Genomic DNA, 12843 nt, shown 5'->3' on the forward strand with positions numbered 1-12843 from the left:
TCTACACCCAACAAAATACTTTTTCTTAAGAAAAGCGTACACAGTGTTCACAGTCATTTTTTTACATTAAATATCAATTCAATAGAGGTTAACCGTTAAGTGAAGAGTGAACAGCAAACTCTACATTTGGCCTTAGACAATAAAAAACCCGGCATTCGCCGGGTTGGTGGTCCACTCTTAACAAACTAGTGATAGGTTTAGGCTATCTATTCCTAAATTTTAACCTATTCCAAAAGAACAGGACTGTGAAGTTAGCCCCATCCATAACCTATAGGATTTATTGAAGATATAAGGATCGCTCAATAAACTGACTGGCACCACATAAATGAACTTTGACCTCGCGCTCTCCAAAAAACGCCTGCCAATATTTTTTTATATCCTCTTCTTTTTCTTTATCTCTTTCATATGTTACGACTTCAATTTTAACACTTCGTTTAATCATTCGAGATAAAAGCTGTCTCATTTCAAAATCAGCACTCGGCAACGAATATCCTATGAAGATTATTCTGTCAGCTTCAGATAATTCAATACCAGCATTTTGCCAAATTATTTTGTATTGAGGATTTGATAGATCCTTTAGAAAGGTAGGCATGATAAGATTTGATATCAATCTGTTTTCTTTATTTGTTGCGTCATAATTTTTATCACAGTGCCTGCATGTTGCCCCTCTAATAACCCCTATTTTTTCATTAAATCCGACATAAAGACGCATGCATCGCGAACATTGTAGCCAGTTAAGCGAACCATGTATCTTCAGCAGTTTCACATTAAAACCACCTGCTCCTAACATTTCTAGACCCGGCTTTACCGTTTCGTCCCTTTCCTCTAATGAGCTTATATAACAGCAATAATCTACAACTGCACGTCCTTGATAGTTCCTCTGGATATAATCATACAATGAATTATCCAATAGAATATCCCAGTTGGTACTAATAACGCTTACAGGATCATGCTGTCTATAATTACCACCCAGTCTCTCACTACACTTCCTCACTAAATACTCAGCAAAGTGGTCAATATACTCTTTACTATTCCCTTTTCTTTTTAATATCCTTCTAATGGCTACGCCAATGATATTAAAAATAGCATCCCTTGTCTTTGTCATTTGCTCAATAGACAGACCTCTAAACTGGATATTATCCGCTAAGCACCGGTCTAAAGGAGTGAACATATCTTCAATCTGAACATCTTTAAATTGCTCACGTTTATAATATAATTGTTCAGTAAGTAATCTTTCAAAAAGCAGAAAATCTGAAGAATCAAAATTGTTTGGATTCTCTTGGTGTATTTTAAATATCTCACCCATTATTTCTGCCTGCATAGGAGCGCCAGCTTCTTTTGAAAACCCAGCGCCAAGCACAAATACAGTTTTCATCCATAACCTCTTAAATTATATTCTGCGGTCAGATATTTGAAGATTAGGTTATTCAGATGTCAAGAAAAAACCGGCTGCCGCCGGTTTAAAAACCTATTTTGTGATTTAGACACTGCACTTTGGCAACCAATCTGCATTGCTTTCCTCTCTAAGTGTCAGATTGGTCTGCATTCCTTGATTGGTCCGCCGCTTCTCGTACTGCAACCCATATTCCTTGAGCATTAACGGCAGCCCCTTGCCAAACATGGTCAGACTGAGCGTATTTTTATAGCCGTTGGCTTCCATGTAGACCAGATAGGCATGGTAGAGGTACATACGAGGCTGACGTGGAACAATGTTAGCGTTCCCCATAAACATACCCGTGGTGTCTGGTAAAACTTCAAGGTAGCCGCAAAAATCAAACGCAGAATCGGCATCACGTTTGATGGTGAGCGCTTCATCGGAATTTTGCTGCGCCTGAAGTAATGCTCTGGCGCTCATAGGGTCGCTGAAACGCTGCATAAGCTGGCGAACAATCACAGCCAGCTCGCTGGCAATTTTCTCTTTGAGCTGGGTATCGCGTTCCTCCGGGGCTATCTGGTCGGGGAAATGCAGGATCACCCTTCGGCGTGAAACTCCACCACTACGATCAGTAAAACGCATCGGATTATTGTTCACAGCCAGAATGACCGCCGGAATGTGGGTTGAATAGGCGTTCTGGTATTTGGGATCAACGGATACTGCATCGCCGCCAGTGATGGCTTTTAGTCCGGCCCCGTCACCGCTCCACTTCTCCTGATCGGGAAGGCGAATCAGTGAAAAGCCTATTAATGCGGCTCGTTCTCGTGGTGACTCAAGCATTTCAATGGTTGCCGAGGTAGAGTTATCCTCACCTGCCAGCATGGTTGCGATTTCAGCCAGGATACTCTTACCGCTTCCACCGGGGCCAGTGACCTCCAGAAACAACTGCCAGTCGTAGCGGTTAGCCAGCACCATAAATAATGCTGCCAGAATAATGTCTCGCTTTTCAGGTTTGTAACCTGCGGCACGATCCAGCCAGCGCCAGAACGCCGGGGCATGAGTTTCCAGTGCCTCACCGTCAACGGGCTGCGTGTAATCCACCTCGCACAGCGTACGTAACCAGTGCTTCTTATCGTGCAGGCTAAACAATCCTGTACGGGTATCGAGCACACCGTTGCGAAACCCGATCAGCTGCCGCGCCGGATTCTGTTGTTGCGGAACAATCAGTTTGAGGGTTTCCACGAGAGAGGCAATTTTTCCGGATGAAAAAGGTGCGCCGAGGCGCTGAAACAGCGCAGCCACATCACGGGCAAAATCGGCGTAAGAGATAACTTTCCAGGCCCCCGCCTCATAGCGTGAAAGGAGCTGCCCGTTCGGGTCTACCGCCAGTGCATTTTTATAGTGGTCCACTACCCTCTGCGCTTTTTCGCTGACGCTCAGCGCGGTAAATTCAGCTTCGCTCATTGTGTCGAAGGGGCTGGCAATAGCTGGTTTTATTACTTCATAAATTGCCTGCCGGGTGGCTTCTTCGCCGTTCTGCGTGAATGCATCGTTCCAGTCACCAAACACAGGTGGGAGCGCCATTGTGCAATTGCAGGCCCTGGCAGCAGCTACGCCCCTTGTTTGCCCCGCACCGTTGAGATCGCGGTCAGCAGCAATAATTATCTGGTGCGTTGGGTACTGACTGCAGGCAATGCTCGTCAGGGAAAGGAAATTGACGGACGAAAAGGCCACCATGACAGCATCGCCAGTCAGATGGTTGATAGTGAGTGCGGTGGCATATCCTTCCGCTATCCAGAGCCGTTTGGCTGTTTTGGCAGCACCTTCAACCAGGTAAGAGGCATTCTTAACCTGACCGCCTTTAAGGAAGCATTTTTCCCCATCAGCGTTGATTAACTGCAGATTTACCAGCTCCCCATCTGCATACAGTGGAACGATAAGATCTCCCATACGGAATGTCACACCACCGACTTTATGCACGGCGGTTAATTCCCGGCCAGGCAGAGCAGAAAATCCTTTACCCGTCAGATAGGCATTGCCAGTGGTCTGACGGGATTTCTCAAACAAACGGGCTGCCAGCACGGCTGCAGCTTGTCTCCCGGCCTCTTTTTCAAGAGAATCAGATTCAAGCATTTCCTGAGATACGGGTGGCAGATTTCCGGTAATGCCGTTTATTCTGTCTGCCGCTTCACTAATGCCTACATCCAGTACTTTACTTACAAGCGCCAGGCCATCACCTGCCCCGCACTGGTTACAGAACCACGTTCCCCGCCCTTCCTGGTCATCAAACCGAAAGCGGTCTTTCCCGGCACAGACCGGACAGGGCTGGTGTCGATTTTTCAGTACGTTTACGCCCAGTGCGGGTAAAATTCTTGACCAGTGACCGCGAGCTGCTTTCTCAGCCTGGCTAACTTTCATTCCTGACATTGTGCGGCCCTCCTTAGTGCAGCGCTGGTTTATTGAGGTGACGGGAGCAAAGTTCATCCATTACCGTCATTCCGAGCAGTGAGAGAACCGGACAGGCTTTAAGCGGCCCCGACTCCATCAGATCCGAAAGCAACGCGCAGGCAATTTCCAGTCCTCTTTGCTGCCCGTGCTGGCGCAGATAGAACCCTTCCAGCTCGCGGGCGATGGCATCTTCAAGTTCAGTGAGCGTCAGGCCGGAATAACGTTCCTGCTGACTGCTGATAGTCAGCCAGGCACAGGCTACGGCACGGCGATACAGAGCGGCACGAAGTGCCAGATGAGATTCACAGGATTGCATCAGGCCACCTCCGCATTCATCAGGTCGTCATGGCAGCGTTGCACCACTCCATCCAGTTGCTCTGTCATCAGATAGATGAGGGAAACCAGTTGTTCGCATTGCGCTCCTGCTGGCTTTTCATAACAGTCCTGCAGGGCTGCCATGCCAGTTACATACTCACCCACATTGCGTAAATGTTTCAGCCTCACAACGTCGTCGTAGGAGATCTCAAACTGGTTCATAGCGTCACCTCCCTGGCAGGCAGGCGTGCAGAAAGGGAGAGCACATAATCACGGACCAGCGAAAGGCGCGCGGAACGCTCATCGCAGGCCACAGTGCGAAGCATACAGATGCGGGGTTGAGTGTCAGCCCGGCGGATTGCGGCAAACACAAAGACATATTGCGGGTATGACGGGGTGAGGATTGTAGCCATGATGGCAGCCTCCATTGAGTAGCGGTTATTGCTACCACCGGAAACGCCAATTTCACTGGTGGCAGCCCGAACGGGGTTGGCGTAACCGGCCTCAATGGATACCGGCCAGCCCGAAGGCTGCCCCGCCCGGACTGCCATTATCTCGAAAGAACCACGGTGTACGCATAAACACCACAGTCCGGAAAATGGATGTGCCTGAGCTACGACGAAAAAAAAGACGCCTGGCGCGTCTGGTGTCGCCATTGAGTTTCGCGGAACGCCAATTCCGGCTGCCGATTTTGCGACAGCGGAAAAACTATACCTGGAAATGACGGCAGTAAGCAAGCCAGAAAAAAGGTATTTAATGTATTCAGGTATCATCATGCATCACATCCCCGCCCGCGTGCGCTGATACGGTCCGCCATCCATGCGCTGACCTCAGACTGCGCCCAGGCGACATTTTTACCGCCAAGCGGGATCTGCTTCGGAAACGCATCGCGGCTGATCAGGTCGTAAATGGTCGAACGAGACAACCCACACAAGTGCATCACCTCGGGCAGACGTAAAAAACGCTCATGCTGGTTCGATACAGGAAACAATGGCGCAGCAGGAGCTGGCGCAGACACAGAAATATTATGCATTTATCTACCCTCTTTAATTTCCAAAGCAGTCCGGATAAATTCATCCGAATTCAGGTAGTTCCTTATTATGTGTATATAACTCGCTTGCGCACGCATTATTTATTTAGCGTCACATATTGATTTCATGGAAGTGAAAACCCTATCAAACCATATAAAACGACATAATAAACATCATGCCTGCGAACTATAAATACAGGAGCATTAATAGGAACTACCATTCATCCCGGGTTTACTACCCCATGGGTCATTGCACCTAATGGTGCTGGCCCCATCGCCCATACAGCAAGGCAGTACAACGTCTACACGAGGCCTTGCATTGTAGGCCCCAATTCCCGGACATATTTATGAATCGCATCCAACGTATAAACATTGGGTCTGCATAAAAACCTTGATATTAAATAATCTCACCTTAAATACTAAAATATATCCAAATGAATCCATAAAGAACCGGGCAGCTCTAGTTTTATAAAAATCAGTATGAAATGCAACACCATGGTCAGAGGCGAAAATGTTATTTCCCGGAAAAAATATGCAGTGTATTCCAGCGCCTGTCGAATACTGCTGAATAAGGGTGAATAGTGGTGAGGAGCAAAAATCAAATATCCATGAGGAATAAAATAGCCATCCATTATGAAAAAATACCATAAATGATTTTATTCCCACGTGAACAGCTATGAACAGTCGATGAATACTGTCCCGCCTACCCTTCACCCTTTAACTTACTGTATTATCTATTTTTTTAACTAAGTGAATAGTAGTGAACAGTTAAAGTAAGTCTGAAACAGCCTCAGTTAAACGAGGCCTTTCCTGGCTAGCCAAAAGAGGTCTTTGTCTTGTCGCTCGCACAATGGCATTCAATGGCAGCTTTGTATGCATGACAGCACAATTGACACCACGACAAACCACCAGGTGCTGACATGACTATCCCAGAACAGAGCAATAACCCGATCGCTGATATTTCTATCCCTGCTTCGACGCAACAGGCGCTTGAAAAAGTGAATGTCGCTAAATCAGCCTGGATGGAAGCCCGTCGCAAGCAAGCTGATGCTGCAGCGATGCTCACAACAATCCGTAAACGCCGTGTAGAAACGGAAACGGAGGCAAAGGCACAAAATGAGGAATGGCGGCAGATGTTTCATGAAAACCAGGGACAGGTAACGCCAAAGATGAAAAAGCTCCGGGCTGAGATTGCCCTGGGCCGGGAAACGCTCGACGAGTTTGATGACCTGCTTGCAGCCCATGCCGGAGATAATGAATTACTGCCCTGGAATACGGCGAAACTGGCCCGTGGGTACATTCAGGCGCACGACGACCTAATCGAGCTCCATGTTACCCGGCTATGGGATGATTTCATGGGACAGCATGGCAAGACTCTTATTCAACTCCTGAGCCTGCTCAAAGTGACAATGGGACGGCGCGCCAGCGCTTATGTGGGCGTTGTCCATGAGGTGAATGACCCTGAAACGTTATTACGGAATTTCGTTTTCTCAAAAATTACCGACCCAGCAATAAAACAGGATGAATCATTCCAGAATGATCCTTTCCTCAAAACGATTGGTGTACGTGCTGACAGTTTTGCCTATCAGGACATTAAGAACGCCCCAAGCCCGGCGGCGCAAATTCGTATTCAGAAACAGCGTGAAAAAGCGAAGAAGGAGCAAAGCTGATGAACACTACTATTCCCCCTCAGGAAGCGCTGCAGCACTATAGGGATGCTTCTCAGAATTGGTTATCCCTTCGTAATGAACAAAGCACAGCCCAACTACGGCTGCAGGCATTGTTGCTGTCTGCAGATAAACCCGCCAATTACGCCTGGCAGGTTGAAACTCTCAGAGAAAAGCTCGAAGTGCTTGAATGGCAAATCAGTTGTGCGGCAAGCGATAGCCTCTACGCGCAAAGAAATGTTGTGGATGCCAGTGTTGATAATGCCTTAAGTAACTTTATGGCAAATTCGGGCAAGGCGCTGACCTCAGCACTGGCACCTTATCTAAACGGCCCCTTTGGCCTTGATGTTGCTGCGCGTGTGTTGCGTTCAGCGCTGGCGCATTATTCGGAACTCAATGCTCCAGAACTGCTTGAGTCATGCCGGGAAATCCTTGATGAATCAGGTTTGTCGCCTGATGCATCAATGCGCATGGATGCATCCAGGAGATTCACTCCGGCGAAGCATAAAACTTTTCAGGACAGGCTTAAGCGCCTGAAACTTGCGGAGGAAGCATATGGCTTTACAGTGTCCTGAGTGCGGCGCAATCTCACATGCGCGTTCCAGCTTTTATGAGGCCCCATCCATAAAGCGGACCTACTATCAGTGCAAAAACCTGGAGTGCTCATGCACATTTACCGCACTGGAGAGCGTGGACACGATTATTGCCCGGCCTAACAAGGTTGAGACCAAGGATGAAACATCAAGCGAGCAATCAGAGAAATCAGCTCACATACTCGGAAAATATGGCGCAGCCTCCAGGCTATCTAACCGCCAGCAAATTCCTGTCTGACGACTCAGGCAATCCTCAAACCGGCTTCTATGCCGGTTTTTTTACGCTAAATTTCTGGTTTTCCGTTGAAGCTGAGAGTGCATGTCTATGCTGCATGAAAACGCATGAGTTTCATGCATCAATTTTAGTCCCAGCCCCCATAATTCACGGGCCTTGAGGACAAATTGGCAGTGCATGAAAACCCATGCGTTAAGTGAAGCGGGCAGGCGGGCGGGGCTGCTCGCGCTGAAGGGGAAAACTCTAAAATCAAGGAAGGTGAGCGAACCAGTTAATCTTTGGGTGAGTAGAAGGAGTATTTGAGATAAATGATACCCAGCATTGCTGTTTGATTATGATTTCCAACTAAAAAACACGCTATGCCGTATCCTTTTGCTCAACCGATAAGAGATAATTTATTAAAAATTATTCTCACACGGTTTCTTTTCTTGATCTGCATCTAATTTAGAAGACATTTGTTTGCTTATACAAACTTATCTGATAAATTAAATTTTAATATTGAATAATTATATAAGGATGGATTTAATGTCTTTTAGTGATATTAAAAAAATAAGCAGAGAGAGATTTAACTCTTTCGTTGACTGGACTAGAATGCCCAACACTGAGTTACTTTCAGAAGAATTAGAATGGTATTGTGGCCCTCAGGAATACTTGCTTGGAGTTGTTTTATTGGATTTAGAGGATAAAGATTATGGTGGTGTTGTTTTAGCAAGGGATTTAAGCAATAGATTTAGATGTATTGACGTATTTGCTAGTGAGGAAAAACTAAACACTGCTCGCGCAAAATTAAAAAAACTGATGCGGAAAAATATTAAAAATCGAGTTAAGATTTTTCCCCAAGGTGATGAGACTTATGAACCAATGGACTTATTCACACCTATTGTCAAGGAGGAAAAACTTCATAAACACTTCTCATTATTCGGTAAATATCTTAATTGGTCACCAGCAACAGGCATAATTAAAGAAATGATGAATCATTTTGATGATGTTGATGGTAATTTTGTCGAACAATTTCAAACCACGGCTTTTGATGCAAGATTATGGGAGTTATACTTATTTGCCTATCTTAGAGAAGAGCACTTTTGGATGGATAGGAAATATCATGCTCCAGACTTTATGGTGCAAAAATATGGTAAAACCATATGCATTGAAGCAGTAACAGTCAATCCCTCAGCTAATAATACAGATACAGAACTAGAACGTAACTTCGAACCTAAAACCCCCCATGAGTTGATGGAAAAGCTTGAAAATTACATGCCAATAAAATTTGGGAGCTCATTATATTCAAAATTGACAAAAAAAAATCGATATTGGAATTTAGAGCATGTAAAGGGGAATCCACTCGTATTTGCCATTGCTGATTTCCATGAAGCAAATTCAATGGTTTGGTCTCACAGCGCACTTTGGCAATATCTGTATGGGATGCGATATGAACATAGACAAACTGAAGATGGGAGTTACCATATGGCTCCTACGAAAATTTTAACACATAAACTCGACGCAAAAGAAATCCCATCGGGTTTTTTCTATCTGGATGATGCTGAAAATATATCAGCGATACTTAGTTCCAATAGCGGCACTATCTCCAAATTTAATAGAATGGGAAAATTAGCAGGGTTTGGCGATCCTAATTTAATGCTTTTTAGAAGAGGTTTTTGCCATGATCATGATCCTGAGGCAATGAATCCTGAATTCTTTGCTTTTGCTGTAGAGACAGGAAAAACAACTGAAAGTTGGGCTGAGGGGTTAAATATGTACCATAACCCCAATGCTAAACATCCTGTAGACTATCGATTGTTCCCTTCTATCGCACACCATTTTATGGAGGATGGTGTAATCAAAAGTATCATACCAGAATTCCATCCATATTCGTCTATCACCTATAACATACTTACTCGAAAAGATAAGAAAAAAGAAGAATTCCGTATAGATGAATAAAAAAAAGGCCATCTATGATGGCCTTTTGCCTAGAATCATGGAATTGAAAATTGAGGTTCTCCATCAGAGGCTCTAACTTCACTGACGATATCATCCGCGTTTTTATACATATCTACTTGCAGATTTTCTTTTTCAATGTTTAATTTCTCATCTAAATAATTATGCTTTAATTCAAAATCAGAAAATATTTCGGACCATGTTCTAACATAGATCTCATATTCCCCTTTATGGGCAAGTCCGTATTCCCCTTTACCCTGGAAATTTTTAATAAGATCTTCAATATAATTGGTGCTATCGAACTTATTCCCAATTAGATAAAACTTCCATTTCATATTAGAAGCGTTAAACCGATCTATACTTTTTATAACTTGATAATAATCGTATATTTGGTCTATTTGCTTTTTACCTAATCGAACGTTGACAGGGTGTTTTAATTCAACAACAATATGCTCAATATGGTTGTTTTCATATCGCTGCCTTACCATGAACAGGTCCATTTCTCGGTTTGCAGACTCATGTGCAACTCTCTCATCACTTGTCTCGCCCCGTAATATATACGAGTGACGTTTCAGAGCTTCATTAAAATCTGGTTCCTCCGCAGTAACAACTTGATACTGTTCACCCAGTAGCCAATAGTTCTTTTCCATCATTTTCTGCAGATGTGGAACTTCTCCTGCATACATTTCTGGGTCAAATACTAATTTTTTAAATTCTTGAACGGATTTATATCTATCTGTTATTAACTCAATAGTTCTCAAAATAGATGACAATTGTGTTACTTTTAATTGCTCTGCAAATTTATCTTTTTCATCGGAAGAAAGACTTATAACACCATCGACTATATCAAAGAAGCTATCAACATCACCACCATCGATGATCAAAGCAAGCATTCTAACTAATATTTTTTGCTGAGGCTTATTAAGCCCTCTAAAAAACTTAGGTTCAATTTGATATAACTGCTGGACCGCTTCCCTCAGATCTTCAGCCTTCATTGCATCCCACTTATTTCTTTGATTATATGATGGAAAAATCCCTTTTTCTTCATAAACTACGACCAACTCTTGAGCAAACTCCAATAGCAAGGGTTTTCTTTTGAGCCTAAGAAATGAATTTATCTCACTAACAAGTTTTTTATATATGTCAGAACCAGTACTGTTGCAAAACATATCATCTTGATTGCTATTGTTAGCAATAAAATTATCAAAGAATGCACTCTGTATATACACACTGTGATGAAATGAGTCTGATTTATTATTAAGACGCGTTGTTACAGAATATTTAAAACATCCTTCTGAAGAGGTGAAATACATCCTTGATGCCTGATGATTGAGCCTTGCACACCAACGGACATACTCGACTTCAAAGTTAACACCTTCAACATTCAGATTAAAAACCTCGCTATCTTTGATGAGATTCGATATATTCAATAGCGTATCATTAATATTAATGCAATATTTTTGTTTTTTAAACAGATACAAAAACCAAGAGAACTCTTTTTCCAAATAAGGAATTAAAACCCCTTGAATGTAATGTTCTGACAGTTCGTAAATATGACTAAAAAGTACCGTTGTTCCACATTTTTTTACATCTACTGCTGTAGGTTCCGTGTTGCTGAAACTATCCAACGAATCATCTGAAACCGTTATATCATAATTGTATAATTCATTTCCTTCATTATATGTTGTGCTCCATATTGCAACATGTGAAAATTTATAAAAAGTCAATCGTCCCAATCCATTTTTACCATGAACAAGACTCATTATTGAACTTTCGTCATCTGACCTTTTTTCAGATGAAAGGAATGGCTTAAACTTACTGTTCAGCTTACTATAGTTAATGCCTAAACCGTCATCACCGATCGATAAAGAAATGACTGTATCCATAGAATCGGTTTCATATGATAAATTTACATTCGCTGCACCAGCATCAAAGCTATTCCATATGTATTCTGCGATCGAGTTAAATGGCTTTATTGCTTTCAGCCTATTACGAATTCCCTTATCATTAACAACTACTCTTTCTTTAGCCACAATCTAATTCCTTATCCCAAGGATAAATTCAGCATACCATTGTAACATTATGCTTCTTTTATCAATGTATTGAGCATGATTATATGTTCCACGTATACTATTTTTATCTACATGAGCCAATTGCATTTCTATCCAAACTGTATCATAGCCTTGCTCATGCAAGATGGTTGACATTGAATGCCTAAATCCATGTCCAGTCACCTGTCCAGCATAACCGATACGCTTGATGACCTGGTTTATGCTCGCTTCGCTCATAGGTTTGTTCGGATCATTCCGCCCTGGAAAAACATAACGATAGTTCCCTGTCATAGTCTTAAGTTCATGGAGTAAATCTAACGCTTGAGCCGACAAAGGAACAAGATGCGGCCTGCGCATTTTCATCCTTTCAGCAGGAATTTCCCAAATAGCGTTATCCAGATCAAATTCTTGCCATAATGCCGCACGTAATTCGATGGTTCTCACGCCAGTAATCATCAGTAATTTCGTGGCTATCTGAACAAGCTTACTCCCCGAGTAACCTTCTAAGGCACGTAGAAAATCAGGTATCTCATCAGCTTTTAGGAACGGGAAATGATTGGATTGATGTACTTCGAGGGCACTGGAGAGATCAGCCGCAGGATTGTACTCGGCCCTACCCGTTGCAATTGCGTAACGAAAAACTTCGGAGCAACGCTGCCGCACTTTACGCATTTTCTCCAACGCACCGCGTTTCTCAATTTTACGCAGCACGTTGAGCAGCTCTAGCGGTTTAATCTCTCCCACTGGCCTTGTTCCAACATAAGGAAAAATGTCGTTCTTAAACGCTTCCATGATGTCTGATGCATATCCTGCCGACCATTTAGCAGATTTAAGTTGATGCCACTCTCTGGCTATCTTTTCGAAGGCATTCTCTGACTCTGTTTGCAGAGCCAACTTTTGCTCTTTTCGAACCTCACTAGGGTTCTTTCCTTCTGCCACAAGTTTTCGAGCTTCATCACGACGGGAACGAGCATCGGCAAGGGTTATCGTTGGGTAAACCCCAAGCGAGATCATCTTGGGTTTACCAGCATAGCGATAGCGGAACCGCCAGCTCTTGCTTCCATTAGGTTCAATAAGCAATGACAAGCCTTGCCCATCCCCAAGCGTATAGGGTTTATCTTCAGGCTTAGCGCGGCGAATCTGCATATCGTTTAAAGGCATGTGTATAGGAATCCAGGACCGAACAGGAACATA

General features: G+C 43.7%; 12 protein-coding genes. 4 read left to right on the forward strand and 8 right to left on the reverse strand.

All coding sequences use genetic code 11. The features are described from left to right. Window positions 1-277: 277 nt before the first annotated feature. The 6 genes from SIK69_RS04020 to SIK69_RS04045 form a co-directional block, all read right to left on the reverse strand. On the reverse strand, window positions 278-1375 hold the full coding sequence (locus SIK69_RS04020) for an SIR2 family protein (protein WP_319785466.1): 1098 nt from the start codon (window positions 1373-1375) through the stop codon (window positions 278-280). A gap of 105 nt (window positions 1376-1480) precedes the next feature. Then, on the reverse strand, window positions 1481-3802 hold the full coding sequence (locus tag SIK69_RS04025) for a primase-helicase zinc-binding domain-containing protein (RefSeq protein ID WP_319785467.1): 2322 nt from the start codon (window positions 3800-3802) through the stop codon (window positions 1481-1483). 13 nt (window positions 3803-3815) lie between these two features. Beyond that, window positions 3816-4139 carry a DUF5375 family protein gene (locus SIK69_RS04030; protein ID WP_125354713.1) on the reverse strand — a complete coding sequence of 108 codons (324 nt, stop codon included), beginning with the start codon at window positions 4137-4139 and terminating at the stop codon, window positions 3816-3818. Continuing rightward, a complete protein-coding gene (locus tag SIK69_RS04035) occupies window positions 4139-4360 on the reverse strand; it encodes a hypothetical protein (RefSeq protein WP_001071227.1) in 222 nt (73 codons plus the stop codon). The genes SIK69_RS04030 and SIK69_RS04035 overlap by 1 nt, the downstream gene beginning before the upstream one ends. Continuing rightward, complete coding sequence (locus tag SIK69_RS04040; protein WP_089598114.1) at window positions 4357-4914, reverse strand: host cell division inhibitor Icd-like protein; 558 nt, start codon at window positions 4912-4914, stop codon at window positions 4357-4359. The genes SIK69_RS04035 and SIK69_RS04040 overlap by 4 nt, the downstream gene beginning before the upstream one ends. Next, complete coding sequence (locus SIK69_RS04045) at window positions 4911-5171, reverse strand: helix-turn-helix transcriptional regulator (protein ID WP_035595081.1); 261 nt, start codon at window positions 5169-5171, stop codon at window positions 4911-4913. Before SIK69_RS04045 ends, SIK69_RS04040 begins: the two co-directional genes overlap by 4 nt. A gap of 917 nt (window positions 5172-6088) precedes the next feature. Here SIK69_RS04045 and SIK69_RS04050 point away from each other — a divergent pair. From SIK69_RS04050 to SIK69_RS04065, 4 genes are all read left to right on the forward strand, one after another. Continuing rightward, a complete protein-coding gene (locus tag SIK69_RS04050; RefSeq protein ID WP_319785468.1) occupies window positions 6089-6838 on the forward strand; it encodes a phage polarity suppression protein in 750 nt (249 codons plus the stop codon). Continuing rightward, entirely contained in the window at window positions 6838-7410 is a 573-nt protein-coding gene (locus SIK69_RS04055; RefSeq protein ID WP_319785469.1) for a phage polarity suppression protein, read from the forward strand. Before SIK69_RS04050 ends, SIK69_RS04055 begins: the two co-directional genes overlap by 1 nt. Beyond that, window positions 7391-7666, forward strand: a complete 276-nt coding sequence (locus SIK69_RS04060) for an Ogr/Delta-like zinc finger protein (protein ID WP_319785470.1) — start codon at window positions 7391-7393, stop codon at window positions 7664-7666. Before SIK69_RS04055 ends, SIK69_RS04060 begins: the two co-directional genes overlap by 20 nt. 522 nt (window positions 7667-8188) lie before the next feature. Continuing rightward, a complete protein-coding gene (locus SIK69_RS04065; protein WP_319785471.1) occupies window positions 8189-9601 on the forward strand; it encodes a hypothetical protein in 1413 nt (470 codons plus the stop codon). Window positions 9602-9636: 35 nt separating this feature from the next. Here SIK69_RS04065 and SIK69_RS04070 read toward each other — a convergent pair whose 3' ends face one another. Beyond that, window positions 9637-11631: an ATP-binding protein gene (locus SIK69_RS04070; protein ID WP_319785472.1), complete on the reverse strand. Its 1995-nt coding sequence runs from the start codon at window positions 11629-11631 to the stop codon at window positions 9637-9639. Window positions 11632-11634: 3 nt separating this feature from the next. Then, window positions 11635-12810, reverse strand: coding sequence for a tyrosine-type recombinase/integrase (locus SIK69_RS04075; RefSeq protein ID WP_319785473.1), 1176 nt, complete (start codon window positions 12808-12810; stop codon window positions 11635-11637). Between the last annotated feature and the right edge of the window lie 33 nt (window positions 12811-12843).

The organism is Scandinavium lactucae (genome assembly GCF_033843265.1).
Lineage (GTDB): Bacteria > Pseudomonadota > Gammaproteobacteria > Enterobacterales > Enterobacteriaceae > Scandinavium > Scandinavium lactucae.

What these genes read in the sequence shown, in the direction of transcription:
- SIK69_RS04020 (WP_319785466.1), bottom strand. Translation starts at nt 1,375, where the DNA reads ATGAAAACTGTATTTGTGCTTGGCGCTGGGTTTTCAAAAGAAGCTGGC.
- SIK69_RS04050 (WP_319785468.1), top strand. Translation starts at nt 6,089, where the DNA reads ATGACTATCCCAGAACAGAGCAATAACCCGATCGCTGATATTTCTATC.
- SIK69_RS04035 (WP_001071227.1), bottom strand. Translation starts at nt 4,360, where the DNA reads ATGAACCAGTTTGAGATCTCCTACGACGACGTTGTGAGGCTGAAACAT.
- SIK69_RS04060 (WP_319785470.1), top strand. Translation starts at nt 7,391, where the DNA reads ATGGCTTTACAGTGTCCTGAGTGCGGCGCAATCTCACATGCGCGTTCC.
- SIK69_RS04075 (WP_319785473.1), bottom strand. Translation starts at nt 12,810, where the DNA reads ATGCCTTTAAACGATATGCAGATTCGCCGCGCTAAGCCTGAAGATAAA.
- SIK69_RS04055 (WP_319785469.1), top strand. Translation starts at nt 6,838, where the DNA reads ATGAACACTACTATTCCCCCTCAGGAAGCGCTGCAGCACTATAGGGAT.
- SIK69_RS04025 (WP_319785467.1), bottom strand. Translation starts at nt 3,802, where the DNA reads ATGTCAGGAATGAAAGTTAGCCAGGCTGAGAAAGCAGCTCGCGGTCAC.
- SIK69_RS04030 (WP_125354713.1), bottom strand. Translation starts at nt 4,139, where the DNA reads ATGCAATCCTGTGAATCTCATCTGGCACTTCGTGCCGCTCTGTATCGC.
- SIK69_RS04065 (WP_319785471.1), top strand. Translation starts at nt 8,189, where the DNA reads ATGTCTTTTAGTGATATTAAAAAAATAAGCAGAGAGAGATTTAACTCT.
- SIK69_RS04040 (WP_089598114.1), bottom strand. Translation starts at nt 4,914, where the DNA reads ATGATGATACCTGAATACATTAAATACCTTTTTTCTGGCTTGCTTACT.
- SIK69_RS04045 (WP_035595081.1), bottom strand. Translation starts at nt 5,171, where the DNA reads ATGCATAATATTTCTGTGTCTGCGCCAGCTCCTGCTGCGCCATTGTTT.